General features: G+C 52.9%; 27 protein-coding genes and 1 other RNA gene. 12 read left to right on the forward strand and 16 right to left on the reverse strand.

The features are described from left to right. Positions 1 to 23: 23 nt before the first annotated feature. The 3 genes from ACZ47H_RS03650 to ACZ47H_RS03660 are packed head-to-tail and all read left to right on the forward strand — an operon-like array spanning position 24 to position 2,108. Positions 24 to 860 carry an S-methyl-5'-thioadenosine phosphorylase gene (locus ACZ47H_RS03650; RefSeq protein WP_464933835.1) on the forward strand — a complete coding sequence of 279 codons (837 nt, stop codon included), beginning with the start codon at positions 24 to 26 and terminating at the stop codon, positions 858 to 860. Further along, complete coding sequence (locus ACZ47H_RS03655) at positions 847 to 1,683, forward strand: hypothetical protein (protein WP_464933836.1); 837 nt, start codon at positions 847 to 849, stop codon at positions 1,681 to 1,683. The genes ACZ47H_RS03650 and ACZ47H_RS03655 overlap by 14 nt, the downstream gene beginning before the upstream one ends. Beyond that, positions 1,680 to 2,108: a putative metallopeptidase gene (locus ACZ47H_RS03660; RefSeq protein ID WP_464933837.1), complete on the forward strand. Its 429-nt coding sequence runs from the start codon at positions 1,680 to 1,682 to the stop codon at positions 2,106 to 2,108. The genes ACZ47H_RS03655 and ACZ47H_RS03660 overlap by 4 nt, the downstream gene beginning before the upstream one ends. On the opposite strand, the gene ACZ47H_RS03665 is transcribed toward ACZ47H_RS03660, so the two are convergent. From ACZ47H_RS03665 to ffs, 4 genes are all read right to left on the reverse strand, one after another. After that, a complete protein-coding gene (locus ACZ47H_RS03665) occupies positions 2,101 to 3,018 on the reverse strand; it encodes an NAD-dependent epimerase/dehydratase family protein (RefSeq protein WP_464933838.1) in 918 nt (305 codons plus the stop codon). The two genes, ACZ47H_RS03660 and ACZ47H_RS03665, sit on opposite strands and share 8 nt — an antisense overlap. 24 nt (positions 3,019 to 3,042) lie before the next feature. Then, on the reverse strand, positions 3,043 to 5,445 hold the full coding sequence (locus tag ACZ47H_RS03670) for a WD40 repeat domain-containing protein (RefSeq protein WP_464933839.1): 2,403 nt from the start codon (positions 5,443 to 5,445) through the stop codon (positions 3,043 to 3,045). A gap of 62 nt (positions 5,446 to 5,507) precedes the next feature. Continuing rightward, the gene (locus ACZ47H_RS03675) at positions 5,508 to 5,936 is read right to left on the reverse strand and encodes a CBS domain-containing protein (protein ID WP_464933840.1); all 429 of its coding nucleotides are present in this window, start codon (positions 5,934 to 5,936) and stop codon (positions 5,508 to 5,510) included. Positions 5,937 to 5,968: 32 nt separating this feature from the next. Next, positions 5,969 to 6,292, reverse strand: an RNA gene (gene ffs / locus ACZ47H_RS03680) — signal recognition particle sRNA. 54 nt (positions 6,293 to 6,346) lie between these two features. Here ffs and ACZ47H_RS03685 point away from each other — a divergent pair. The 4 genes from ACZ47H_RS03685 (at position 6,347) to ACZ47H_RS03700 (ending at position 9,815) form a co-directional block, all read left to right on the forward strand. Beyond that, positions 6,347 to 6,598: a TIGR00304 family membrane protein gene (locus tag ACZ47H_RS03685; protein ID WP_464933841.1), complete on the forward strand. Its 252-nt coding sequence runs from the start codon at positions 6,347 to 6,349 to the stop codon at positions 6,596 to 6,598. Beyond that, on the forward strand, positions 6,595 to 8,544 hold the full coding sequence (locus tag ACZ47H_RS03690) for a dipeptidyl-peptidase 5 (protein ID WP_464933842.1): 1,950 nt from the start codon (positions 6,595 to 6,597) through the stop codon (positions 8,542 to 8,544). The genes ACZ47H_RS03685 and ACZ47H_RS03690 overlap by 4 nt, the downstream gene beginning before the upstream one ends. A gap of 145 nt (positions 8,545 to 8,689) precedes the next feature. Beyond that, positions 8,690 to 8,977, forward strand: a complete 288-nt coding sequence (gene albA / locus ACZ47H_RS03695; RefSeq protein ID WP_464933843.1) for a DNA-binding protein Alba — start codon at positions 8,690 to 8,692, stop codon at positions 8,975 to 8,977. Positions 8,978 to 9,050: 73 nt separating this feature from the next. Further along, on the forward strand, positions 9,051 to 9,815 hold the full coding sequence (locus tag ACZ47H_RS03700; protein WP_464933844.1) for an SDR family oxidoreductase: 765 nt from the start codon (positions 9,051 to 9,053) through the stop codon (positions 9,813 to 9,815). A 46-nt stretch (positions 9,816 to 9,861) separates the two neighbouring features. Here ACZ47H_RS03700 and ACZ47H_RS03705 read toward each other — a convergent pair whose 3' ends face one another. Continuing rightward, entirely contained in the window at positions 9,862 to 11,151 is a 1,290-nt protein-coding gene (locus tag ACZ47H_RS03705) for an NAD(P)/FAD-dependent oxidoreductase (RefSeq protein ID WP_464933845.1), read from the reverse strand. Positions 11,152 to 11,264: 113 nt separating this feature from the next. On the opposite strand from ACZ47H_RS03705, the gene ACZ47H_RS03710 reads away from it, so the two are divergent. Continuing rightward, positions 11,265 to 12,308, forward strand: a complete 1,044-nt coding sequence (locus tag ACZ47H_RS03710; protein WP_464933846.1) for a DUF1152 domain-containing protein — start codon at positions 11,265 to 11,267, stop codon at positions 12,306 to 12,308. On the opposite strand, the gene ACZ47H_RS03715 is transcribed toward ACZ47H_RS03710, so the two are convergent. Beyond that, positions 12,305 to 12,646 carry a hypothetical protein gene (locus ACZ47H_RS03715; RefSeq protein WP_464933847.1) on the reverse strand — a complete coding sequence of 114 codons (342 nt, stop codon included), beginning with the start codon at positions 12,644 to 12,646 and terminating at the stop codon, positions 12,305 to 12,307. The two genes, ACZ47H_RS03710 and ACZ47H_RS03715, sit on opposite strands and share 4 nt — an antisense overlap. Positions 12,647 to 12,793: 147 nt before the next feature. Between ACZ47H_RS03715 and ACZ47H_RS03720 the strand changes: the two genes are divergently transcribed. Beyond that, positions 12,794 to 12,961: a DUF6290 family protein gene (locus ACZ47H_RS03720; RefSeq protein WP_464933848.1), complete on the forward strand. Its 168-nt coding sequence runs from the start codon at positions 12,794 to 12,796 to the stop codon at positions 12,959 to 12,961. A gap of 103 nt (positions 12,962 to 13,064) precedes the next feature. On the opposite strand, the gene ACZ47H_RS03725 is transcribed toward ACZ47H_RS03720, so the two are convergent. The 5 genes from ACZ47H_RS03725 to gcvH form a co-directional block, all read right to left on the reverse strand. Beyond that, positions 13,065 to 13,985 (reverse strand): succinate dehydrogenase/fumarate reductase iron-sulfur subunit, encoded by a 921-nt coding sequence (locus ACZ47H_RS03725; protein ID WP_464933849.1) that lies wholly within the window; start codon positions 13,983 to 13,985, stop codon positions 13,065 to 13,067. A gap of 12 nt (positions 13,986 to 13,997) precedes the next feature. Further along, on the reverse strand, positions 13,998 to 14,345 hold the full coding sequence (locus ACZ47H_RS03730; RefSeq protein WP_464933850.1) for a succinate:quinone oxidoreductase: 348 nt from the start codon (positions 14,343 to 14,345) through the stop codon (positions 13,998 to 14,000). Between the two features lie 15 nt (positions 14,346 to 14,360). Then, the gene (locus tag ACZ47H_RS03735) at positions 14,361 to 14,831 is read right to left on the reverse strand and encodes a succinate dehydrogenase/fumarate reductase transmembrane subunit (RefSeq protein WP_464933851.1); all 471 of its coding nucleotides are present in this window, start codon (positions 14,829 to 14,831) and stop codon (positions 14,361 to 14,363) included. Positions 14,832 to 14,843: 12 nt separating this feature from the next. Then, the gene (locus ACZ47H_RS03740) at positions 14,844 to 16,598 is read right to left on the reverse strand and encodes a succinate dehydrogenase/fumarate reductase flavoprotein subunit (protein ID WP_464933852.1); all 1,755 of its coding nucleotides are present in this window, start codon (positions 16,596 to 16,598) and stop codon (positions 14,844 to 14,846) included. 150 nt (positions 16,599 to 16,748) lie between these two features. Then, on the reverse strand, positions 16,749 to 17,177 hold the full coding sequence (gene gcvH, locus ACZ47H_RS03745; protein ID WP_464933945.1) for a glycine cleavage system protein GcvH: 429 nt from the start codon (positions 17,175 to 17,177) through the stop codon (positions 16,749 to 16,751). Between the two features lie 118 nt (positions 17,178 to 17,295). On the opposite strand from gcvH, the gene ACZ47H_RS03750 reads away from it, so the two are divergent. Then, positions 17,296 to 18,798, forward strand: a complete 1,503-nt coding sequence (locus ACZ47H_RS03750) for a carboxypeptidase M32 (RefSeq protein WP_464933853.1) — start codon at positions 17,296 to 17,298, stop codon at positions 18,796 to 18,798. Between the two features lie 81 nt (positions 18,799 to 18,879). Here ACZ47H_RS03750 and ACZ47H_RS03755 read toward each other — a convergent pair whose 3' ends face one another. Further along, on the reverse strand, positions 18,880 to 19,353 hold the full coding sequence (locus ACZ47H_RS03755) for a deoxyuridine 5'-triphosphate nucleotidohydrolase (protein ID WP_464933854.1): 474 nt from the start codon (positions 19,351 to 19,353) through the stop codon (positions 18,880 to 18,882). Positions 19,354 to 19,402: 49 nt separating this feature from the next. On the opposite strand from ACZ47H_RS03755, the gene ACZ47H_RS03760 reads away from it, so the two are divergent. Continuing rightward, entirely contained in the window at positions 19,403 to 20,275 is an 873-nt protein-coding gene (locus tag ACZ47H_RS03760; RefSeq protein WP_464933855.1) for an N-glycosylase/DNA lyase, read from the forward strand. Positions 20,276 to 20,310: 35 nt separating this feature from the next. On the opposite strand, the gene ACZ47H_RS03765 is transcribed toward ACZ47H_RS03760, so the two are convergent. Together ACZ47H_RS03765 and ACZ47H_RS03770 are read right to left on the reverse strand one after the other, a co-directional pair. Beyond that, a complete protein-coding gene (locus ACZ47H_RS03765; protein ID WP_464933856.1) occupies positions 20,311 to 20,511 on the reverse strand; it encodes a hypothetical protein in 201 nt (66 codons plus the stop codon). 154 nt (positions 20,512 to 20,665) lie between these two features. Continuing rightward, positions 20,666 to 21,013 carry a hypothetical protein gene (locus tag ACZ47H_RS03770; RefSeq protein ID WP_464933857.1) on the reverse strand — a complete coding sequence of 116 codons (348 nt, stop codon included), beginning with the start codon at positions 21,011 to 21,013 and terminating at the stop codon, positions 20,666 to 20,668. Between the two features lie 108 nt (positions 21,014 to 21,121). Between ACZ47H_RS03770 and menC the strand changes: the two genes are divergently transcribed. Continuing rightward, entirely contained in the window at positions 21,122 to 22,237 is a 1,116-nt protein-coding gene (menC, locus tag ACZ47H_RS03775) for an o-succinylbenzoate synthase (protein ID WP_464933858.1), read from the forward strand. Positions 22,238 to 22,267: 30 nt separating this feature from the next. Here the strand turns inward: menC and ACZ47H_RS03780 are convergent, their stop codons facing one another. Both ACZ47H_RS03780 and ACZ47H_RS03785 read right to left on the reverse strand, forming a co-directional pair. Continuing rightward, complete coding sequence (locus ACZ47H_RS03780) at positions 22,268 to 22,852, reverse strand: nitroreductase family protein (RefSeq protein ID WP_464933859.1); 585 nt, start codon at positions 22,850 to 22,852, stop codon at positions 22,268 to 22,270. 152 nt (positions 22,853 to 23,004) lie between these two features. Next, entirely contained in the window at positions 23,005 to 24,501 is a 1,497-nt protein-coding gene (locus tag ACZ47H_RS03785; protein WP_464933860.1) for an AMP-binding protein, read from the reverse strand. Positions 24,502 to 24,533 lie beyond the last annotated feature (32 nt).

A 24,533-nucleotide genomic window follows, 5' to 3' on the forward strand; every position in this document is an offset into this window, starting at 1 on the left:
CAGTCTTCTAGATGGTGGTGTCTATGTCGTACCTGACCGGGCCCGTGACTAGGCCGGAGGGCGTCTCCGCCCACGTGGGCATTATCGGTGGAAGCGGCCTATACGATCCAGGCATAATTGAGGACCCTGTTGAGGTCCGGGTCTACACGCCCTATGGGGAGCCCAGCGACTTCATAACAGTTGGCAGGCTTGGGGGAGTAAGAGTCGCCTTCCTCCCAAGGCATGGGAGGGGGCATAGGATACCGCCCCATAGGATAAACTATAGGGCTAACATATGGGCCCTCAAGAGCCTCGGGGTTAAGTGGATAATAAGCGTCTCTGCAGTGGGGAGCCTCCGCGAGGACTATAAGCCGGGGGACTTCGTCGTCCCGGATCAGTTCATAGACATGACTAAGAAGAGGGATTACACCTTCTTCGACGGCCCCATCACCGCACATGTAAGCATGGCCGACCCATTCTGCGACGATCTCCGCGAGGAGATTACCGCTTCAGCGCGAGAGCTAGGCTACACTATACATCCCAAGGGAACCTACGTGTGCATCGAGGGACCCAGGTTCAGCACTAGGGCCGAGAGCAGGGTGTGGAAGGAGGTGTTCAAAGCCGACATTATAGGTATGACCCTCGTCCCCGAGGTAAACCTTGCCTGCGAGGCCCAGGTATGCTACGCAACACTAGCAATGGTCACCGACTACGATGTATGGGCAGACCATCCCGTTACAGCGGAGGAGGTTGAGAGGATAATGACCCAGAACGTCTCGAGGGCCAAGGAAATACTATACAAGACTATACCAAGGCTGGCGAGGGACCCGGACCCCGGGAAGTGCAGTTGCTGCAGGGCGTTGGACATTGCAATCGTCTAGCATTGAGGCAGTGATCAACGAGGCGTTAAGGCAAGCGTCAACCCTCCCCCACGTCAGCTTGGAGGGAGAGGTGATCATAACCTATACCTGGCGGGCAGAGCCAGCCGCATACACACTCTACCTCACACTACTCCACGCCGGTCGCAATGCACTCCTAGCCCATACCAGCCTCGCGAGCGTGCACATCCTCCCATACCGGGAGGTAGACAGGGTGGTAGCCTTCTCCATGGACGAGAGAGACGCTAGGACAGTTAACCTAGCGATGGCCTCTTCAGCGCTAGGAGTCGAAGTAGTAGTAGTGGGTCCAAGCCTCCACCCCGCGGTGGAGGAGACGCTGTCCAGCCTTGGAGTGGAGAGGATTATTGTAAAATCGCCCGCCCCCCTACTCACCATGATGGCTGCGACACTATATTGGAGGCCTAAGCTGATGGGAGCCCGAGAGGAGAGGGTTAAGGCGGAGGTAGAGGCACTCGACTCTGCAGTAGAATGGGTGTCCAACAGGTACTCTAGAGAATTAGAATCCCTGGCTGGTAAAAACTATGAATCAATATATTACTCGCCAACCCTCGAGGCGGGCGCACGCTACTACTCGATACTCACAGGCTCAACGCCCAAGCCGCTCGACGAGGTTTCAACCGCTAAGGGTCCCCTGGAGACAGCGGCGTTCATAGCGGGTGTGGATGAGCACAATTACAAGGACCTAATACTCTCATCGAGCCTGAGAGGAGTCAAGCTCAACAAGATCGTTGTCGACACGGATCCGGTTACAGCCAACATATACGCTTCCATCCTATCAGCACTAGCAGTGGAGAAAGTAGCTTGACGGGGGGCGAAGCCGCAGGCATGTCGAGGGTCGAGTATAAGCCCTCCCCAAAGGTGTGTGAAGCCCTACGCCTCATCCTCTCCACAGGTCTCTTCCCACACATAGACCCTAACAGGATAAGCTGCGTCGAGAGCAAGGGCTCAGCATCGAGGGCATTAGCGAGGATCTACGGTCTCCCCAAAGCATGGATCGCCGCGGGCCTCGAGCCTGGCTACGTGATCGAGGTGATAACTGAGAGATTCAACAAGCTCTCCTGCAGCGAGAAAGTTAAGACGCTTATCCACGAGCTACTCCACATCCCGAAAACTTTCTCGGGCGCCCTACGGCCTCATGGAAGCCTGGTTAATGAACAGATTGTTAACTCATACTATAAAAGAATAGAGGCGGACATAATACGGGAGGCATGCAGGATCCTCTCTAGCTGACCTGCAACCTCTCCCTATACAGGTTATAGAGGTGCCTCAACCCATCCCTTAACGGGATTAGGGGCCTCCACTTTGAAGCCTCGCTGATCCTTCCTATATCGGCGACGCTTCTAGAGATATCATTGAACCTGGCGGGGGCGATGACAACCTCTAATGGACTACCATGTATCTCTTGGATTATAGCGAGGACGTCTCTTATCGAAACCCCCCTGCCCGAGCCAACATTATAAATGCCGGGCTTAATGTCCAGGGCTGTTAGGGAAGCCCTGACAGCATCGGCTACGTGGATGAAGTCTCTAACCTGTCCACCTCCACCCTCAAGGCGTAAGGGTGCGCCCATCAAAGCATTAATGATGAAATAATGTATTACTCCAGGATTTTCCCTCATCCACTCTCCCGGCCCATAGACGTTGAAGAATCGGAGGATAACCGTGTCAACTTTCTTCTCTACATGGATCTCCCGGGCGAGTATCTCTCCAGCTAGCTTTGTCGCACCATACCAGTTTAGGGGGTTGGTTGGATGCTCCTCAGTTATAGGGAGGTATTGGGCCTCTCCATATACTCCCGCTGTAGAAGCGTGGATTACCCTGTATACGCGTGAATGGGCTACTATCCTGTATAGGAGGGAGGAAACCATGACGTTCCTGGCGAACGCCTTCTCGGGATTCCTCCTGGACTCTATTACGCCGCTGTACTCGTAGAAATTATAGATTACATCTGCATCCCTTGCCTCTTCGAGGAGTCTCTCATAGTCTGTTGGCGGAGAGATTATTATCCGGGCGATTCCACTCGGCGTCGAAGGGCATCTTGTATCATCGTATATTATGACTTGGTTTCCCTCTTCAATGAGGGATGCGGCAACATCGTATCCTATAAACCTGCACCCTCCTATAACGAGGAACCTACCCATGGTGGAGAATCCTCCGCTTCCAAGCTAGAATTCTAAAGCCCTTGCCCTCATCCTAGCAACAAGCACCGCTGCAACTACTACAACTATCAATATAATGAGTACTCCCAGGGCCTTCTTGATCATTCCACTACTCCCCGTTTGAGTTACTACCACCGGGGCGCTGGATGGGGTGGTAGACGGTACGGCGGCCTGGAGGGAGAGTGTTATGTTCCCTGGCCCTGCCACTGTCAACTGTTTTGTATTAACTATAACGTGTCTATTCGGATCTATAAGATTGAGAGTGTACTCGCCGGGGGGTACTAGGAGCTTAATAGTTCCGTTGGTCAGGTTGTACTCGAGAGTCTTGTTATCGTAATGTATACTCACGGTATAGCCTGGCTCGGACTCTATAATCAAATTCGCGGATCTCTCCAGCAGCGCGAGCACAGTGCTTAGATTGCCCTGAGAATAGAGGTCGATCCACGCGGTCCTCCCCCTCTCCACGGTTATATTGAACTCTACACTGGCTGTCTTCGGGCCAATAAAGTTCGCTGGTACCTCAACGCTGCCTTCTACACTGTATACTCCTGGATACGCCCATAGTTCTAGTTCCTGCCCTGTAAGGGTGAAGTTATACTTTACTTGATGATAGGGTGTAGACCATGGTGGCGTGATGGATAGGATCGCTCCCTCAGGCCCCTTGATCGATATGCGGCCTAGAATATCATTATAGGTGAACGTTAAATGTAGTACGTCGCCTGGGTAGAGTATGGTGTCGATGGACTTCTCCAGCATGCTCATATCGCTGACTAGTACATTCTTGCTGGGAAGCTCTAGTGTTATGTGTATGTGGCCTGCCGGGACAAGGTAGGTGGCGGAGGAGTTAGTGACGCTCGTAGTCCCCTTGGAGCCGTTATAGGAGACGGTGAGAGTGGATCCTGGTACCGTCAAGAGCTGGATCAATGCTAGGTGGTTTTCGGGGTTGAAGCCGGTGAAATTGTATACGAGGACATCTCCCCCATGAGCTGTGAATACGACCTTCTTCACGAAGAGGCTGGACGGACCAATATAACTGCTAGGCTTCTTATGGTAGATCGTGATATTGTAGGCTCCAGGCTCGACTACTATGACGTTGGATGACACATTGTATTCTCCAGTGCTGTTAGAGATCGAGGCGCTGGCCCCTGCTCCCCATAGTATCACGACTAGGGCTCTCCCGTCCATCACTCTACGCGTGAGGCTCGTATTAGCTAGGAGACTGAACGCTTTGTAGCTGTATTCTTGGAAGGGGAGCGCCCTCACAGCCACTGTAACGTTTACTATCTGTACCCCTCCACCTGGCACGCCAGCCTCCAGAGTGAGGGTCACATTATAGGTTTCCGTGACTGGATTGAAGCTTATGCTAGATCCACAGGTCTGCGAGTAGCATACCTTGGTGATGGGAGGGCTTGTTGTGATGCTTACAAGAGCACCTGAGTAGACTATTACGAGTCCCCCCTTGCTGTAGACTGTATTATATCCTGAGAGTGCTAGCTGGGAGTAGTTGGTGGGGTTCCAGGAGGCCCACCTATACGGGTAGATGGTCTCTGTATGAACTTCTCTTGCAATACTGCCATCCCTGCCCACTATGGCGACAGCTTGATCATAGGGTATGATCAGCCTCTCGCCGTCGGGAGACCATTCTATGTTTCCAAGGGTCCCTCGCGGTATCTGGGTGTAAATGGTTATGTTTCCCCTGTTGAAGGAAGCCATGTAGGTGGTGTTAACTGTTGAGAAGGCTACTATATTGTATACTGGATTATAGCTGAGGCTTGTTATGGGTGATCTAGAGACCTTATAGCTCGTGGTAAGCCTGAGACTGTCTATATCCAGTACTCTGATTATCCCGTCGCTATCTCCCCATAAGAGGAACTTATTATCCGAGCTCCAGGCTACCGCGGTGACTGCAGCGCTCGAATAGGCGAACCTCCTCCACATGCCAGCCCGGAAGTTGTAGTATGCGATTGTCCCATTCTCCAGGCCAAGAGCTATCAGCTGGCCGTCTCTGCTCCAAGAGAGGCACATGATGTGGCTTCCCATATTCTTGTCAAGGGCTATTATGCCGTTGGGTGAGATGAGGATTAGCCGAGTACCCGCTCCAACTGCTATGAGGTCGCCGGATGGCTTCCACTCAACCCGCTCGCCAGAGTAGGGTAGTGAGTACTCAGCCATAATAGTTCCATCGGGTCGAACAAGATCTAGCTTAGCGCTCGATGTGAAGGCTACTGCGATAAGGCTTCCATCCGGGCTCCAGTCCACTGCTCCTGTTCTACCATTGAATTCTATCTTGGCTAATACTTCCCCTGGCTCTATTAGACTGGTAGGCTGTGAAGCCCAAGCTGGCATAGTAGGGCTCGATGCCGCGAGTAATGCTATGACTAGTATTAGTGCTGCGGGCTTCGACTTCACTAAACTCCCCCAAACTCGTCCATAGCTCGTTTCGGGCTAATTATTTTAGAGGGGTGGGTGTGCTACTGGCTTTCACTGAGGCACTCTCTAGCTATACTCATTAGAATATCCCACATGCTCACGATTCCAACCGGCTTCTCCTTATCATCCACGATGACCACGTGCTTAACGCCGGCATCCCTCATCTTGTGGAGTATAGATGATAGAGCTTCATCCGGGCTCCCAGTTATGACGCTTGTAGACATTATAGTTGAGAGTCGGGGATTACGCTTTGCCTCCCCCTTCGCAACGAGGTATAATACGTCCCTCCTAGTCAGTATGCCTGCAAGCCTCCCATCATCGTCGACTACCACTATACTGCCAACACCGCTTTCATACATGAGCCGGGCTGCATCCTCTAAGGTATCGTTCATCCTAGCCACTATAGTGGGGGTGCTCATGACCTCAACAGCTTTCCTATCGAGGCCCCTACAAAATCCGGCGCTCTCCATCTGCTCATCCACCAGTTAGCAGAGTAGGGAGGCGCGCGGCTCCTCGGAGAGCAGGCCCTCCGGCGACCCGGAGTTTAGCCCCGCCCTCGCTCACCCCGCACCCCCGCGAACGCCGGCGTCCGGGGCCAGGTTGCTCCCTTCCGGGCCTGGCCGGGTTCCCCCGGTGACGGCGGTAGACTCCGCCCTCCAGCGGAGCCTCCAGCCCCGCCGGCCCCGCGGGACGGGGTTCACGGCTCCGGCGGGCTCCGGCATCGCCGGGCAGCCCGCTCTCCGACGGTTGCTGGCCCCGCATTACGCCTTCGGCCACGGCGCTAGGCCGTGGGGGAGGCGGCGACCCTCCCAGCCCTACCCGCACGCCGATTTAACCTATTTCCCCGGGGAGTGTATTTAGCAGTATTGGGGGATAGAGTGTGCAGGGAGAGCTGCTGGTTCTAGCAGGGATAGTCCTAGTAATAGTAGGGATACTCCTGGTTGTAACGGGTAGCTTAATCAGTATCGGGTCTAAGGGGGAGGTTGAGGGTGGAGGCGTCATACTTATCGGGCCTATACCCATCATATTCGGGACAAGTGGTAGGGCGGCAGTGGTCGCGGCCGCTTTAGCCGTAGTTATTATTGTTCTTGTAATAGTCCTTTACATGGTCCAGAGGAGTGGGTTGGCATGACTTCGAGGAAGCCGCTCGAGCCCGGGGACCTGTATAGGATAACTCTGGTCTCTAATCCACGTGTAGCTCCGAGTGGAGAGGAGGTAGCATTCGTAGCGACTAGGCCTTCCCGGGAGGAGTACTCTTCGGCAATATGGTTGACGGATGGGGATAAGTTTAAGCCGGTGACTGGCGGCCCGAAGGACACTTGCCCTGTCTGGAGCCACGACTCTACAATGATTTCTTTTGTAAGAACCTCTAAGGATGGAGGAAGCAAGATTATGATTCTAAGCTCTGAGGGGGGCGAGCCATGGGTGCTTGCAGAGTTCAAGCAACCTATATCTCAGTCTACTTGGAGCCCTAATGGAGAGTTTATCGCTGTAGTGTCGAGGCATGTGGGTGAAGACTGGAAGAAATATGATGAGAGAGAAGTTCTCCTTATAGACACTATTCCTCCATGGTTCAACGGTGCAGGCTGGATATTTGACAGGCCAAGCTCAGTCTACCTGGTATCCTATCCCTCGGGGGGAGTAACCAGAATCTCTCCCGACGGAGTAAACGCTGCTCACCCCACATGGAGTCCAACAGGCAGGTATCTTGCCTACGCACGATATCCCAGCATGAAGGAGCCCTACAAGGGGGAGATTGTAATCTATGATATCGAGACTGGAGCGGAGAAAGTACTAGTGAAGGATATGAGCATCAGCGGCCTCGCATGGAGCCCAACCGAGGACATCATAGCCGTTAGAGGACACTTCTTCGAGAAGGGCCTAGTCACGCATCACAAAATCTACTTCCTCAACGTTGATACCGGGGAAATGGAGTGTGCGACATGCGCTCTAGACCTCAACACGATAAACACTGTGAACAGCGACGTTAGGGGACCCTCATGCGTTAACGGGCTAGCATGGGATAAGAACGGGTGGCTGTACTTCCACGTCCACGAAGCTGGAAAGGTACACGTATACAGGGTGAAGCCGGGAGGGGAGCCGCTCCCCTATCTCAACGCAGGAAATGGAGTGATAGACGAGTTCGACGTGAACGGCGAAGATGCAGTAATAGCCTACACCTACATGACTCCCACAATTCCAAAGGAACTCTACCTATACCGTGGAGGTGAACCTGTGAGAGTAACCGACTTCAACGACTGGATCGAAAGGGAGAGAAGCCTCTCCGAGCCCATGCATAATATAGTGGAGGGGAGCAATGGATCCCTAGACCTATGGATCCTCCCTCCAGAAGGCGAGCGTGACTGCGCAAAGTGTGTTCCATGGGTCCTTTACGTGCATGGAGGGCCTAAGACAAGCTTTGGAGGAGGCTTCATGTTCGAGTTCCACGTGCTCAGCGCGGCAGGATTCGCCGTGGTTTATGGGAACCCGCATGGAAGTGACGGTTACTCTGAGGAATTCGCTGATATCAGGGGGAAGTATGGCACCATAGACTACGACGATATAATACTCTTCGCGAACGTCGCGCCAAGCTTATACGATAAGCTCGACCCCGAGAGGGTAGCTATAGCTGGTGGAAGCTACGGGGGGTGGATGGTAAACTATGCAATAACAAGGACGAGGATCTTCAAGGCGGCGATAACAATGAGGAGCTGCAGTAACTGGACAAGCTTCTGGGGCGCAAGCGATATCGGATGGTACTTCGCCGGAGACCATGTGGGAGGCACTCCCTGGGAGAACCCCGAGGGCTACTTGAGAATAAGCCCACTCTTCCACGCAGACAAGATTGAGACACCCACTCTAATCATACACGGCCTCCAAGACTACAGGTGCCCCCTAGACCAGGCCCTAACCCTCTACACGGCTCTCAAGGTGAGGGGAGTAGACTCGAGGCTAGCACTCTTCCCGGGAGAGAACCACGACCTATCCAGGACAGGCACTCCCAGGAGGAGGATTAAGAGGCTCGAGATCGAGGTAGAGTGGCTCAAAGAGAAGCTGGGGGGAAGTGCAGGCAAGTAGTCATGAGCCGTCTAGGAAGAGGTCGGCCTAGGACACCCTCCACACCAGCTTATCTTTCGGAGGGTCCCTACTCCTCATCCCCATATGCCTTTATAATACTAGGGAGGAGGGAAGTTTAGAAGGATAAGGGTAGGTGTGTCGAGGTATGGTGGAGCCTTACCAGACTAATGTGGTGCTCGTGGGTAGGAAGGATCTAATGAACTATGTCCTAGCAGTAATCAGGCTCTTCAACGACGGGGCTGAGGAAGTCATTATAAGGGCTAGGGGAATGAACATATGCAAAGCAGTAGACGTCGCCGAGAACGTAAAGAACCTCTTCATGAAGAACACCGAGGTCGCCGGAGTAAACATCTATAGCGAGGAGCTAGAAGACCCCAGCGGCAAGAAGAAGAGGGTCTCAGCAATAGAGATAAAGCTTGTGAAGAAACAATAACAATCACACACCCCAATTAAAACTCCTTCTAGAAATACAGTCCCCTAATACTCCTAAAACAGGGGTTCAAGGTGTGCCCTGGGCAATTGTTACAGCCTCCACTCGCGGTATAGGGTACACGGCGGCGCTAGCCCTCGCCGAGGAAGGATACAGCCTGGTAGTAACGAGCAGGGACCCTGCAAGGAGCAAGGGCGTCGTCGACAAACTGCTAGAGAGGGGGGCTCCTAACGCCGTATTGCTCCAACTGGACCTGTCAAGGGAGGAGAGCGTTAAGAGGTTCATAATAGAATCAGAACGGGTCCTGCAAGGGAGCCTTAGGGTCATGGTGATAAATTATGGCAACCCCTCATGCGAGCCGTGCACCCTAGCAAGCGTAGAGTGGAGGGACTGGATTGAGGCCGCAGGAATGTATCTCGCCTCAACCTCCGAGCTCCTCCGGTTCGCCTCAAAGTATGAAAGGGTGAGAGCAATCATTATATCCAGCTTTACAACCAGCGAGCTGCATCCGGGGCTAATCCTCGCAGACACTGTGAGGAGGGGGCTGGAAGCCCTAGTCAAAGCTGCTACATACGAGTACAAGGGGAGGGTTCTACCCGTGCTCCTTAGGCTTGGAAGCTTTAGGACTCCAGGGGCTGTGGAGACTATTAAGAGGCTCGCTAGTAAGGCTGGAGTAGATCCCGAGGAATACTGGAGGAGAGAGGTCGAGTCTAGGTCTCCTCTGCAACGGGCTGGCCGCCTCGAGGAGTTGAAGGAGGTGATAAAGTTCCTCGCCCGAGCCCCCGATTACCTCGTTGGCTCCAGTATCCTCTTTGATGGGGCCAGTTCTAAATGCTACTAGAATTATGGGGTATAGTGCGGAGGCCGGGGGCCGGCGGGGGGTTGTTTCATATGACTAGGTACTCTCTATCAACGTGCCTCTCTCGGTAGGAGAGCCATTTAGTGTTGAACTCTGTTCCATCATAGAGCCTCACACTACTCCAGCCTAGAGCTACTGCAGCGGTAATACGGCCGAGCGCGTCTCCCTTCAGTATCCCAGAGCCACTGGTCCCAGCGGCTATAACCAGGTCCGACTCCTCCGGCTCGCATACTACGGGTTGCAGGTTTGGGCTTAGATTGTAGTGGCCAGCCCACATGCCTGCTGGCCTTGAACCCTCGAACTGGGGGAAGTATACGCTGATAAGGGGGTGTATAGTGTACGTGTAGAATCTCTCCTCTGGGACAGGGTTCTCTTCGAGGGTGAATGGTCTGCCTAGCTCATCACTGTATCCTGTCCAGAATGAGGCCTCTTCCGGGGCTGGCCTCATGTAGGCCATGTTTGGCAGTATGATCATGGGGGCCACTCCATACTCGTTCAAGCCTCTTGCGAAGAGCACCCTCCTCTGCTCTTCATTCTCAGCCCTTATAACGAAGATTTGCCTCTTCTTGGGCCTCGAGAAGCTGTCAACTCCTATTGGCTCGAGGAGATAAGGTGTCCACGCCCCCGCCGCTACAATGATCTTCTTCCTCGCCCTATACTCCTTCTCTCCCTCAACTATTACGCCAGATACCCTCTTATCCTGCCATGGGAAAGGCTCTCCCTCTATCCCAATAGGCTTCCTGGGCTCAAGTATGAATCCAGTTACCCGCGAGTCAAACGCGAACTCTACCCCCCTACTCTTCGCCCTCTCATAGTAGTAGGTGGCAAGCCTGTCGGCCATCAAGGTGCCCGCTTGAGGAATGAAGATCCCCGCAACAACGTCTCTAGCCCCTAGTATCTCCGCCTCCTCCGTTCCCTCAACCTCGGTCCTCATTCCAAGCTTTTCCCCCAGCTCGGCGGGCTCCAGAATCCTGTATTCGAGGCCGAGCTTGTCGGCGTGGGCTAAGCCTGTTTTCAACTTCTCATACCTGATCGCGTTGACGGCGAAAAGGTAGCCGACTTTTCTCAAGGAGAGGTCGAAGCCCGACCTCTGAATGTCCTCGTAGAAGGACACGCTTGACTTGGCTAGATACATGTTTATCCTGGAGGTGAAGAATACCCTGAAGGCTGCCGCGCTTCTACTTGTATCTCCAGAGGCTGGGCCCGGGCCCTTCTCAACGACTAGTATGCGCGAGCCTCTATCCCACTCAGAAAGGTAGTAGGCGGTTGTTAAACCGATTATACCTGCGCCGACAATTATGTAATCGTACTTGCTCAACTCGACAAGTCACCACTTCAATACTCCACGCTATTATGTTATTGTTTAGGGATATAGTCTTGCAATCATAACCCCTCTATATGCGTGGCTGGATTGAATAAGGGTGGCTTAAGGTGAGCTACAAGAGCCTGGCAGACTTAGCGGAGAGACACGAGAAGATACTCGTCTTCGGCGCGGGTGGTGGCGGGGATGCCCTGGGAACAGTGCACTTGTACCTTAAGCTGAAGAAGCTTGGAGCGAAGCCCATAATCGGGTCCCTCGTCTGGGAAAGATACCCTATCGACCCCTACCCGGGCCCCATACCAATAGAGGCTCTAATAGACGCGGAGCCAATCGGTTGGAGCGCTGCACTAGTCAATGGGAATACTATAGCCTACAGGTACGGGGTTGAGGTGAAATTCCAGCTCGCGAGACTATCACAGGCAATGGGTGAGGAAACACTTTTCATAGACGCCTCTAAGGGTGTGGCAGGAGTCTCACAGGCCCTTAGAGCTGCTAACGAGGTGCTAGGCGTTGAGGCAGTTGTAGGACTCGATACAGGGGGAGACATACTAGCCCTTGGCTGTGAGGATAACTTGTGGAGCCCCCTGGCGGATGCTATCTCTCTAGCAGGCATGAAGGAGTCGGGGCTACCGGGGTTCGTGGCAGTACACGGGCCGGGCGCGGATGGAGAGCTTCCCCCCTCAACAGTTCTCAAATACATAGCAGCGATAGCTAGGCAGAACGGTCTGATTGAGGTACTGGGACTTAGCAGGTTTGAGGTAGAATACATATCAAAGATAATGGAAAGCATCCACAGTGAAGCCTCAAAAATCCCAGTATATGCCTTCAAGGGAGAATACGGGATCAGAGAAATACGGGGCAAAACTAGAAAGGTGGAAGTATCCCCACTAACCGCAACCACCTACCTTCTAGATCTAGACAAAGTATACGAGTGGAGCGAGCCAGCCAAGGCAGTAGTGGGAACCCGCGGTATAGGCCAGGCTAGGGAAAGGCTGAACATGCACTGCATCGTAACTGAGCTAGACTTAGAACTAGAACAGTCCAGGCTCAGGGAGTCGCCATCGACGAGGGCAGTACCGCTAGATGAGCTAAGACGAGAGCTGAGACGCAAGCTTATGAGGCGGGGCTGTACAGCCTTCGATTGCAAACTCTAAGATCTAGTAGAGCTCTTCGCCTGGCTCAACGGCACTACCATTTCCTCTAGGAAGTCTATTCTTTCATTCAGATACTGATAGTATTCCAGCGCCTCCTTATACCTTCCCTCAGCCCTCATTACCATCTTCCTCAGCTGCTTAAGGTTTTCTTCGAGAATCTTTATCTTAGCCTCAATAGTTTCCAGGTTGTTCTCGCATGAGTTGCTGGTGAAGCCCTTCTCCAGCCCATTCTTGATGTAGATTTTTACGAGATCAGTTACTTGAATACCGAGCTCTCCCGCCTTTTTCTTTAGCTCTTCATATGTCTTTGACGGCAGTGATATGTGGACTGTCGGCAAGTGTCTTCCCCATACAAGAATAATACTATAGTCTTCCTATTAAATGCTTCGGTGATATGTCGGATCCTGTAAGGTTTACTACTAGAATAGGAATAGCGCTGGAGATATATCACATGACAGGGATTGATCGTATTACCCGGTGATAGCATGAGAGTCGTTTCATTCAAAGTAGAAGAAGACCTGCTTGAACTGTTGGAGGAATATGCTAGGAAGAAGAAGATATCCAAATCCGAGCTTATACGGAGGGCTCTTAGGAACTTCATCAACGACTCAGAGGAAAGACCATATATCACTAAGAGGATTAGAGTGTACTAGAGGTTCAATCGAGTATTTTCCTGTACGATCCATACATTCGGGACTCTCAATTGCATAGGGAAATAATATATTTGAGTTTAAAATATAAAAAGAATAGTTTCGATTAAGCGGTTAAAAGCTGTTCTACTGGGATCTGGACGGGCTCCTCATTCTTCTTCCACGGGTCTACTCCTTCGACGGGCTGAGCCTCTGGGGGTAGAGGCTTCCTCTCTTTCTTCTCTGTTATCGGCTTTACCTTCTGACTGATCCTGCTCTTCTTGTACAGGCCTAGCCTATACTTTACTAGTGCGGACCTCAGCCTCTGTATAGCCGCGGCCGGGTCTACCATCTTCGGGCAGACAGCGCTGCAGCTGGCGGCGTAGTGGCAGCTGAAGGGTCCCTCATCGGTGTCAAGCATCTCGAGCCTCTCCTGCCACGCCTCGTCTCTTGGATCAGCGATATACCTCCAAGCATAGGCTAGAGCCTGAGGGCCTAGGAAGCGGTCAGTGCTAGCTGCAACTGGGCATGCACTGTAGCATAGTCCACAGGATATACAGAGAGTGTACTCGTAGATGTTGTAGTGTTCCTCCGGGGTCATCTCGTACTCGTAGTCTCCAGTTTCCCGTTCCTCAATGTTCTTCCTCAGCAGGTAGGGCTTAACCTTCTTGTGTTTCTCGAAGAATGTTGTGAAGTCTGTTAACAGGTCCCTTATAACCGGGTAGTTCTTTAGTGGTTCGACTGTTACGATGGGGTTCGCCTCGGTAGCGACCTCGGCAATTTGGGTCTGGCAAGCCAGCCTCGGCATCCCATTTATTACCATGCCACAGCTTCCGCAGACACCCATTCTACAGCTGTATCTCATTACTATCGTGTGGTCTAGCTCCTCCTTAATCTTGATGAGGGCATCGAGTACCGTCATTCCCCTGTAGGTTTCAACCTCGTAGTCCTCCCACCACTCTTTGCCCGTCTCTGGGTCGTATCTCTTGATCCGGAAGATCACCTTCTTGGGAGGGGTCTTCGTTGCCGCCTTTGGATCAAACGACACCTTTCCTTCACCTCACGAGGGCGGAGCCGTGCCTACCACTGTAAGGGTTGCAAGGTAAGCAAATACTATGAATAATATTACGATAATAGCTGTTATGGTTTTATTATATTTGCCATTCGTCCACTCTAAAAGCACTGTTCTTAATCCGTTGAAGCCGTGGAGTAGGACTGAATACGCGAAAATCAATAATAGTATTCCATAGCCGGAGATCTCGCCGTACACGAGGTTAGGGCTCAGCGTCTCCATGAAGCTACCTACCCCCCTAAGGGCTGGCACCCTTATCACTAGGTGCCAGGTGAGTAGGAAGATCAACAGTATCGCGGTAACATACTGGAGCAACAACTGCCTCTTACTCGCCATCACGATCCACCTCCATCACGATACGAATACAATATATCCTGTTGCGATCCAAAGGATTATCCATAGCGCGAACACCAGGTAGAGTAGCTTCCTCTGGCAGCTCTTGAGGCTTGGGGCTATGTAGGGCGGCTTAGGCTTTTCCGGCTTCCCAATGCATACGCCGAAGAACTCTACTAGGAGGAGTCTTATGCCGTTCAATCCGTGGTACCAAGCGATGCCGGCGAAGAAGAAGAAGTAGAGGGTTACAGCAGTAATGCCGTGTGCCTTTGATATCTCTTCGACCCACGCGTCCCAGCCAACTCTAGCCGGCGTGCCTGTGACGTAGATGTGGGCCATGATTATTAGGGCCATTAGGACTCCTGTCACCCTGTGGAGGACGAAGGCTAGCCTCTCAGGATTGTTTACGATCCTCAACACCCAGGGGTTGACGCTTGCAATCCACCCGGGCCTGTTCATCTTCTCCTTTAAGGCCTTCTTCTCGGCCACGACCAACACCTCCTAGTACTTCCTCTCCACGGGCTTGTACGTGGAAATATCGACGGGAGTGTAGAGAAGCCTTACCTCGTCTTCGCCGTCCCTGAGTACTAGAGAGTGTTTGAGCCAGTTCTCATCGTCCCTCTTCGGGTAGTCTAGCCTGTAGTGGGCTCCCCTCGACTCCGTTCTAGCTAGTCCGGCGGATACAGCCATTAGTGCGAAGTCTAGTAGGTTCTGGGTCTCTATCGCAGCCTGTAGGTCAGTGTTGTAGACGCTACTCTTGTCCTCTATGTATACCTCGCTCCTGAACTTCTTGCGGAGCTCAACTATCTTGCTTAGAGCGGTTCTCATCCCATCACCGGTCCTGAACACGTAGAAGTATTCTCCCATAGTTTTCCTCAGCTCTCTCTTGATCTCATAGCTGGGCGTCCCGCTCTCCCTCTTCAAGAGGCCCCACACGAAGTCCTCCTCTTTCTGGTGTCTCTCCCTCGAGACGGTCTTAGCCTGCGCACCCTTCACCACGTACTCGGCTGCTAGCATGCCAGCCAGCCTACCGCTCGTGAGGCACTCGGCTGTACTGTTGCTGCCCAGCCTGTTGGCTCCATGAATGCTGGATGCGGCGACTTCTCCTGCGGCGAAGAGGCCGCGTATCCATCTTCCCTCCTCGTCGAGCACCCTGTAGTACATGTCGGTGTGTATTCCTCCCATAGTGTAGTGGGCTACTGGTCTCACGGGGATCGGCTCCTCGACCGGGTCCACTCCTGCGAATCTTATCGCGATCTCTCTAACGGCTGGCAGCCTCTCGTTGATCTTCTCCTCTCCCAGGTGAGTGAGGTCTAGGAGCACGTATTCTAGCCCGGAAACCTCGTCCTTGAAGCCTCTGCCCTCCAGTATCTCCTTCATCTCACACCTCGACACTATGTCTCTTGGGGCTAGCTCTCCCTTGGTTGGTGCGCAGTCCTGTCTAAGCATGAATCTCTCTCCCTTATTGTTGAGGAGTATTCCTCCCTCTCCACGCGCACCCTCAGTGATGAGTATCCCGCTTGGCACCAGGCCTGTGGGGTGGAACTGGAAGAACTCGGGGTCCTTCATAGGCACTCCAGCCCTGAATGCCATCGCTGCGCCATCGCCCGTCACTGTGTGGGCGTATGTGGTGAAATTGTAGAGCCTGCCGCCTCCTCCCGCGGCTATTATCGCAGCCTTGGCCTTGAAGTAGTAGAGTCTGCCCTCCTTCCAGTTTATGGCGTACAGGCCTTTGAACTCTCCGTCCTCGACTACAAAGTTGGTGCCGAACCACTCATCGTACCTTTCCCATCCATCATACTCTAGAAGCTTATTGTATAGGGTTTGCATCTCGAAGAATCCCGTCTTGTCCGCCGCGAATGCTGTTCTCGGGTGGGAGTGGCCTCCGAAGGGCCTCTGAGCTATTCTTCCATCGGGCCTCCTGCTCCATGGCATCCCCCAGTGCTCTAGCAGCCTTATCTCCTCGGGCATTAGCTTGACGAACAGCCATACAGCTTCCTGGTCTGCTAGGAAGTCTGAGCCCTTAATGGTGTCCCATGCGTGGAGGGCGAAGCTGTCTCCCTCCTCCGGATACAGTACTGCAGCGGTTCCACCCTCAGCGCTTACACTGTGGCTCCTCATTAGCTGGATCTTGCTGATTAGCCCAACATCCACCTTATCCCCGTATTTTCGCTTAATCTCAACTGCGGCTCGAAGCCCAGCGATCCCAGTACCGAGAATCACGACATCGTGCTCTATAGTCTCAACCACAGCCATTCTGTGCACCCACGTTTTACACGGGGGCCTATCCCCTCCGAAGGCTTATTGCTGGTCTAGGAGAATATAGTATATAGACTTATTATATAACTTCTAGAGCAGAGGCTCGCATGATCGAGTAACGATAAGGTTTAAATAGGTATGTCTTGATCAGTGGTGTCTCCTCTTAACACTTTCAAGGTACGCCACGTCATCTAGGAGCGATTCGTACTCGGAGGGGTCCTCCAGTTTTATAGCGAAGAGCCATCCCTCCCCGTAAGGGTCCTTGTTCACTAGCTCCGGCTCCTCATAGAGCCTTTCATTCACCTCAACAACCTCCCCCGAGACGGGTGCATATACGTCGGCGGTGGCTTTCATGGATTCGAGGGTCGCAATTGCCTCCCCCTTCTTGGCTCTCGCTCCAACCTCCGGAAGCTCTACTCCGACAATGTCCGTGAGCCTCTTCTGAGCGTAATCAGTGATACCAACCCTAACAATACCGTCCTCCTTCCTAGCCCACTCGTCTGTATCCGTATACTTTATACCCTTGACAAGTATGAACTCAATGTTTCCCACCGTGACCTTGTACGACTCCAAAATTCCTCCACCGCCTAGACAAGTGGTTCCTTGACTCAGTTTAATCCTTAACCCGCCGCCCTTTACTCACTGATTTAAACCATCCTGCCTATTATCTTGCATCATGGAGGCTGATCCGGGATTGGTGTTCGAGAACGAAGTTGTAAAGGAGATCATTAGGAAATACAGGGTGATCTGGGCCCTCAACCATGCGATGGGGCTCATGGGATGGGACTCGGAAACCTATATGCCTCGCGAAGGCGTCAGTGAGAGGGCCATTGCTAGAGCAGAGCTTTCAGTCCTGAGTCAAAAGCTCCTCTTACAGCCAGACTTCGTAGAACTAGTAGAGAAGGCAAAGGGTATAGAGGGTCTCAACGAGTACGAGCAGGGAGTCGTTAGGGTACTGGATAGAGAGATAACCATTATGAAGAAGCTTCCACCAGAGCATGTCTACGAGTTCAGCAGAGTAACCCAGGAGGCTTTCGAGGCTTGGAGGGTAGCCCGTGAGAAGGATGACTTCAACATTTTCAAGCCATACCTCGAGAAGATAGTAGAGCTTAGTAGGAAAACAGCCGAGTACCTGGGCTATGAGGAGCACCCATACAATGCACTCCTAGACCTGTATGAGGAGGGGTTGAGGATCAGGGACATGGACCAGGTATACGACTCCATAATACCCCACTCGAAGATGGTGCTCGAGAAGGTGATGGGCGAAGGCTACTATCCCAGCCATCATGAGCTGGAAAAGGTGAGGTATGAAAGGGACCCCTTCGAGAAAGTGAACAAGGAGATACTAGACCTCCTAGGATACCCCTGGAGCAGGGCTAGGCTAAACGTGAGCCCCCACCCCTTCACTATCGGCCTAGGAATCAAGGATGTGAGGATAACAACAAGGTACGAGGGAGTAGACTTCAAGAACACGATTTACAGCGTGATTCACGAGTTCGGTCACGCAACATACGAGCTGCAGATTGACGAGAGGCTCATGGCAACCCCTCTCGCGACCGGCGTGAGTATGGGGGTGCATGAGAGCCAGTCTAGGTTCTGGGAGAACATTATTGGGAGGAGTAGAGCCTTCATCCCCCACCTCAAGAAGATACTAGACAAGCACGTAGACTTCACTAGAAACTATAGTGAGGAGGACCTCTACAGGTACGTGAACACGGTCAGGCCGGGGCTGATAAGGGTCGAGGCAGACGAGGTAACCTACAACTTCCACACATACCTAAGATACCAGCTGGAAAAGCTCCTCATAGCCGGAGAGATCAGGGTCTCAGACCTTCCAGAGCTATGGGCCGATGAGATGGAGAGACTGCTCGGAGTAAGACCGAAAACCCACAAGGAGGGAGTCCTGCAAGACATACACTGGAGCCACGGGAGCATAGGCTACTTCCCAACCTACACTCTCGGAAACGTGCTCGCCGCACAAATAAGGGCCAAGATCGATGTGGAGCTCAACGGTCTCGCGGAGAAGGTTATGGAGGGCGACTTCCAAGCCATAAAAGAGCATCTAAGAGAGAAGATACACAGGTGGGGCTCTACCTTCCCGCCAAAAGTCCTGGTAGAGAAGGCTACAGGAGAGCCCGTGAACCCCGAGTACTTCAACAACTATCTCTCCGAGAAGTTCCTCTCGAAGAAGATATAGGCTTAGAAAACTATACCCTCTCGCCCCAATTTTAGTTTTTGACTAAAACCATCATTATACAGGAGGCACCTCGAATATCGCTTAGAGGCCCTCTCCATAATACGATCCCTTATAGAGGCTCGCAGGCGGCCCCTCCAGTCTAAAGAATACGATCTGAGCTATCCTAGCACCCATCCTAATCCTCACCCCCCTTGGATTATAGACTACGAGGAGAGCCTGCCCCCTACCCCTATACCCGGGGTCCCATACAGCGCATGCGAGGAAGGCACCCATCCTCAGCAGGCTACTCCTTGGAAAGCACAGGCCGACAGCATCCCCAGGTACCTCTACTGCATCGAGGAACCTTACCCTATAAGCCCCAGGCTCAAGAACCCACCACCCATCAACAGGCTCGACAGGGACCCCCTCGGGTATAACCTTAGACCCTATATCAAGGACTCCCTCCCCCATAATCCTCTCAACCAGCTGGACCCGCAGATCCACTCCGGCGGGCTGCACCTGGCCTTCCCCAGCTGTCGGGACGGCGCGGACAGCCTTGTCTCCTGGTAATGCCACCTATAAATCACCGGTTTGAAACCATACCACACCCTGGGTATATGAGGGGTTGAGGCAGAGGGTCGACGAGGAGAAGGCGAGGAGGCTAGGAGCCCTCCTTAGAAAAATAGGGTTGGAGAGGATACTCGAGCTGGAGGAGGAGGATCCTCAACTACACGCTGTAAGAAGGGTCTCCTCCAATCATGGCCCAGGATGGGCATCAGTAACCGCGGCCCTAGTAGCCCTGGTGAGCTACCGTCTAGCAATGAAGGGTGAAGAGTGGTGGGCTTGCTACGGGGACTACTTCTCTATTGGAAAGAGAGGGTCCCTGCCAGAGGCCTGTGATGCTGTAGCTTCCTTCCTGCGGGAGTGCCGGGGAGCAGTAGTCCAGAGGGAGGCTAAGGAGAAGAGGGTGAGGAGGGCGTGTACTGGTGCGAGGGGGGCCTTGGAGAAGCTATACAATAAACCAGAAGACATACTTCCATCAGCAAGCTGGCTTACAGGGTCCCTCTCAAGGGCTCTACGCCAGGAACCATGGCGCAAGACGATAGTGTTCTCCGCGAAAATGGCATACTATGCGGTGAGGAGCATTCTCAACCCACCTCCCCCAGCACCCAGGGATATACCATTACCAGTGGACGTGAGAATATCCTGCATAACATATTCCTCCGGCCTGGTCTCGGCTAGAGAATGGAGGGATATCCTTCGAGACCCCAGGACTGCATTGGAGGCTTGGAGGACAGTATCCGAGGAATCGGGTATACCACAGCTTAACATCGACAGCCTCCTATGGATGATAGGGTCCACGCCAAGGGATACTGCTAGCGTAGAGAAGGCTAGGGAGCTCATTGTCACGAGAGTAATGCCCGTATTCGGAGAGATCGCTTGGGAACTCGCCTCTCTCCTCGTTAAGAGGCCCTGTGAACCAAGTTCTACCTCTTAGATGGCTGGTGGAGAGACGCTTAAGTGTCCCCTTTTCTACCTTATCTCCGATCCAGCACCTAGCCTTATTAGCTCGTCTTTAATAGCATCCTCGAGGCTCTTGATCTTCAACTTGCTCTCCAGAAACTCTACAACATCTCCAGTTCTCCACCCCATATATTCTGCGAAGCCCGTGTACACTGCCGCCTCTATAGGAGTCTTGCCCTCGACAGGTAGGCGTTCCTCAACAATACTCATTTTCGGTGGCGGGCTGGGTTCGAGGGGAGTCGCGATTCCTAGGCTAAGCTTGTAGAGGCATAAGGTCTCCCTGCTCCCGCTACGCCTGCTAATGATGCGGGCGAGGTGGGCGTAGTAGACGGTCTTCCCATCAAGGCTGACAGGTATTGCTTCTCTAAAACCGTCTTTGGATGCATCCCTTCTTCAATATATAGTGGACAGCTACCGGCGTGTAGATGAGACTCCCACGCATGCTTATAGCATTCTTATCGAGATTGAGGCGAGAGTAGGTGTATCCAACTTGCCTATAGGAGTCTAGGATGCGGGTATAACTAGAATTTCCTATAGCCCCGCCAGCCGAACTAACCTCTATCTCGATATTTGACTGGCTCCGCTTCAAGGCTTCACTGGCAACGCTCGCGAGGGATCCCTCCGAGGCTATGATCGAGCCACTAACGGCTAACACTACGAGCAGTAGCGAGGTGGCTATCGCAAGCAACCTCTTCTTATCCCTTACAATCATTCGAATTTCCAAACCAGAAACTACCCTCCCCCAGGCTCCCAGCCGTGTACCGGGTACAGTAAATAGTATTTTTAAGGTAAAATTTGTAACGCTGGAATGGGGGCTGATATGACGCGGGTAAAGCGAGTCCAATTCTACGAGGTCTGGATGCCGTTAAAGGCTGGATTCCGTACTAGTTTCGGCGAGACCAGGCTTAGGCCCGCGATTATAGTTGGGGTCGAGGATGAATCCGGCACGGTGGGCTGGGGGGAGATAGTAGCGGGTGAGGGTCCCTGGTACTCCTACGAGACTGTTTGGACTGCCTGGCACATAGCACTCGACTTCCTCGTTAAGATGATACCAGAGGACGGGGATCCCGAGAAGTTCATCGCCAGCGCGGAGAGGGTTAGGGGTCATAACATGGCGAAGGCTGGTATAGAAATGGCCCTCTGGGACCTGAAGGCGCGGCTGGAGGGGGTGCCTCTATACAGGCTTATCGGGGGTGTTAGGAGGGAGGTCCGGGTAGGAGTTAGTATTGGGATAAAGGACAGCGTCGAAGAGCTCCTGGAGGCGATAGCATACTATCTAGACCAGGGGTATGCCAGGATTAAGATAAAGATCGCCCCGGGCTGGGACCTTGAAGTGGTAGACCGTGTTAGAAAGGAGTACCCGGACATCCCCCTACAGGTAGACGCGAACGCAGCCTACACGCTCCTAGACGGGCCTAGGCTGAAGAAGCTCGACGACTACGATCTGCTAATGATAGAGCAGCCATTCCACTACAGCGACCTCCTAGAACACGCGGATTTCCAGTCCATGATCAAAACCCCCCTGTGCCTCGATGAAAGCATAAAGTCCCACAGGGAAGCGGTGGCGGCCCTCCGCCTAGACTCAGCGAGAATAATAAACATCAAGCCAGGAAGGGTGGGAGGGATAATTGAGTCCCTCAGGATACACGACATATGGAGCATGAAAGCACACAGGCCAGTATGGATCGGAGGGATGCTGGAAACCGGAGTCGGCAGGGGTCATCTTGTAGCGTTAGCCACCCTCCCCGGAGTAGCATACCCCTCCGACATAAGCGCGAGCGACAGGTACTATGAGGAAGACATTGTAGATGAGCCCTGGAAGCTGCAGCCGGGTAGCAAGCTCGTAGCCCCGGACAAGCCTGGAATTGGAGTGGAAGTCGACTACGACAAGCTAGTGAAACATAGTAAGAGGACAAAGGAAGTCCGGCTGCACTAAAAAGGAAGGGTATGATTCTCTTGCTACCGCTCAGGCCAGCCTTACACCCCATTTATCGATATAGACTGCATCTTCCAGGCTGATCCTGGGTTCTTTCTCTTTGATACAGTCCGGCTTTCCAACCGGGATTATCGCCTCAAGGGTATACTGGTCCGGGACCCCTAGGATCCTTGCGATAGCCTTGGGATTAGTGGGTGTGTAGGTGAGGGAGGAGAGCTTCCTCTCTTCAAGGGCGAGGAGGAGGTATCCGATGGCTAGCCAGACGCTTTCCCTGGAGTAAGGGGCCCTCTTATCCGCCAAAACCACTATAAGGATAGGGGCTCTCGTGAGGAATTCCTTCCTCCAAGTTATACCGCGCTCTCTAAGCCACTCGGCGAACCACTCCGGAATACTCTTGCTCTCATGGAGCTTCTTCTCCCACCTCTCAGCCTCCCGCCTCAAACTCTCCTTAACACGGGGGTCCCTTACCAGGATGAAACGCCAAGGCTGCCGGTTCGCACCCGATGGAGCCTCCAATGCCACCATTATCGCGTACAGGACATCGTCGATGGGTACTGGTTCGGTGGAGAAGCATCTATTACTCTTCCTACTCCTAGCCAGCTCGTATACTGTCAACTGGCTAAACCTCTACATCAACCCCTCCATACGGTCTCCATATAAGAATGTGGACTTAAGATTTGCTAGAGGCCGGGTATTAGAGGGCTCTATCTGTGAGTTTAGAGATGCCTGTTCCTGGCTTTGGAGGTAAAAAGTTGAGGGCTCTCTTTCTACCCGCCCATGTATTCTCTCAGCTTCTCGCGGAGCGCCTTCTTGTTGATCTTCCCGGTGCTCGTCATTGGCAGATTGCCTAGCTTGATTATCATGTCGGGCTTCCACCATTTAACGATTCTTCCCTCCTTTACCGCCTCGTCGAGGTGTTTCATGACATCTTCCTCTGTTGCTTCACCTACTATGAAGGCTGCTGGCCTCTCACCCCACTTCTCGTGGGGTATCGCTACTACTGCAGCTAGCCTTACCCCGGGCGTCTCGCTGATTATTGACTCGAGTATGCTGCTTGGTATCCACTCGCCACCACTCTTTATAGCGTCCTTGATCCTGTCTAGGATTATGAAGCCCCCGTCCTCTGTTGGTTCACCGAGGTCTCCCGTCTTGAACCAACCGTTTATGAAGGATTCCCTTGTCTTCTCCGGGTTCTTGTAGTAGCCCTCGGGCATCCATGGGCTACGGTAGTATATTTCGCCCACCTCGTCCGGCTTTGCGGGTGTACCGTCTTCTTTTATGATCTTAACCTCGGCGTATGGGACAGGGTGTGTTACTAGCCGGGTATCCTCTTCGCTTGTATGGTCTGTGATTATTGATATGCTTGTCGCGAGCATGTCGGTGGCACCGTATATCATGGAGATCCTTAGGCCTCTTTCCCTGGCCTTATCCCACAGGTTCTTGGGAAGAGGGGACCCTCCTACTATGGCTTTCACGCCTTTGAAGTCTTTCTCGGTTTCGAGGAGCATTGCTAGCATTGTGGGGACCGCGTTGAACCAGGTCACCCCCTCTCTATCCATTAACTCGGCGATCTGTTCGGGTTCGAATCGGGCTGTGAATACTAGTTTCGCCCCTACGAAGGGTGCTATGAATATGCTTCCCCAGGAGAGTATGTGGAACATTGGTATGAGTGATAGGATCGTGTCCCTGCTCGTGAGGCTCGCGGGAGTCTCGTATAGTGAGAGCTGGTGGGCTATTGAAAGCCCTCCCATAACCATCTTCCACTGCTTGTATAGTACTCCCTTAGGCCTCCCCGTCGTCCCCGATGTGTAGAGGAGGACGTAGTCGGCCTCCGGGTCTCCTTCACTATCCAAGGGGTCGTGCTCGAGCCATCCCTCAAAGCTCTCCTCTAACTGGTACTTATCGGCTCCTTTCGCTATAGCCGCTAGCTCTTTGAAGGGGCCGCTGTAGATGAATGCTTTAACATCTGCTTCATCGAGGATCTCCGAAATTATGGCTGGGGGTAGGCGGAAGTTGACCGGTAGTAGTATGGAGCCTGTTAGCCCTACTGCGTAGGCTAGCTCCATGAAGCGTACACTGTTAACGTCGGCTACCGCTACAACGTCTCCCCTTCCTAAACCCTCATCTAGGAGGGACCCTGCCAGCCTCTTCACTCTATTGTACATGCTCCTGTATGTTACCCGGGCGTCCGGGCCTACCACGAGCCTATTGGGGAAGAGGAGGGACCCTCTCCTTAGAGGATAGTCTACGCTGGGCCTATCCAATGAACCCACCATATGGACACTGGATATTGTTG

This window comes from Thermodiscus maritimus (assembly GCF_055382595.1).

Coding starts and splice junctions, on each gene's coding strand:
- ACZ47H_RS03650 (WP_464933835.1), top strand. CDS start 24: ATGTCGTACCTGACCGGGCCCGTGACTAGGCCGGAGGGCGTCTCCGCC.
- ACZ47H_RS03665 (WP_464933838.1), bottom strand. CDS start 3,018: ATGGGTAGGTTCCTCGTTATAGGAGGGTGCAGGTTTATAGGATACGAT.
- ACZ47H_RS03675 (WP_464933840.1), bottom strand. CDS start 5,936: ATGGAGAGCGCCGGATTTTGTAGGGGCCTCGATAGGAAAGCTGTTGAG.
- ACZ47H_RS03690 (WP_464933842.1), top strand. CDS start 6,595: ATGACTTCGAGGAAGCCGCTCGAGCCCGGGGACCTGTATAGGATAACT.
- albA (WP_464933843.1), top strand. CDS start 8,690: ATGGTGGAGCCTTACCAGACTAATGTGGTGCTCGTGGGTAGGAAGGAT.
- ACZ47H_RS03720 (WP_464933848.1), top strand. CDS start 12,794: ATGAGAGTCGTTTCATTCAAAGTAGAAGAAGACCTGCTTGAACTGTTG.
- ACZ47H_RS03730 (WP_464933850.1), bottom strand. CDS start 14,345: ATGGCGAGTAAGAGGCAGTTGTTGCTCCAGTATGTTACCGCGATACTG.
- ACZ47H_RS03740 (WP_464933852.1), bottom strand. CDS start 16,598: ATGGCTGTGGTTGAGACTATAGAGCACGATGTCGTGATTCTCGGTACT.
- ACZ47H_RS03765 (WP_464933856.1), bottom strand. CDS start 20,511: ATGAGTATTGTTGAGGAACGCCTACCTGTCGAGGGCAAGACTCCTATA.
- ACZ47H_RS03770 (WP_464933857.1), bottom strand. CDS start 21,013: ATGATTGTAAGGGATAAGAAGAGGTTGCTTGCGATAGCCACCTCGCTA.
- menC (WP_464933858.1), top strand. CDS start 21,122: ATGACGCGGGTAAAGCGAGTCCAATTCTACGAGGTCTGGATGCCGTTA.